The organism is Paraburkholderia sp. RL17-347-BIC-D (assembly GCF_046027915.1).
GTDB lineage: Bacteria > Pseudomonadota > Gammaproteobacteria > Burkholderiales > Burkholderiaceae > Paraburkholderia.
On the sequence record NZ_JARESS010000265.1, the window covers coordinates 1 to 386 of the forward strand.

Consider the following 386-nt stretch of genomic DNA (forward strand, 5'->3'; position numbering starts at 1 on the left):
GTGAAACGCGACAGACGCTGGAAACCATGCTCGACGCGCTCGAGCATCGCGTTCAGCGAGGCCACCAGCGTCTCGAGTTCTCTCGGCACGCGCGCCACCGCGATCCGCGTATCGAGGCGATTCACCGTGACGAGGCTCGCGCTCGCCGCGATATCGCGCAACGGCCGCAGCGCCGCACGAATCAGCAGGTAGCCGAGCAGCATGGCCAGCGCCACGCCGGCCACGCCGGCCATGTTGAGCTTGTCGCGATAACGGTCCAGCAGGAGCCAGCGGTCGCTCATGTTGCGCGCCACCAGCACGCTCGCCGTGTCGCCGTTACGCAGCCGCGCGTCCGTGAGAATGCCGCGGATCGGCGCGCCGCCGCGGCCGGTCCAGTCGCCGATATC

The 386-nt window shown here is 69.2% G+C and carries 1 protein-coding gene; it reads right to left on the reverse strand.

From position 1 onward, the window contains the following. On the reverse strand, positions 1-386 hold a 386-nt coding region (locus P0D96_RS48490), incomplete at both ends, for a HAMP domain-containing protein (RefSeq protein ID WP_408321493.1).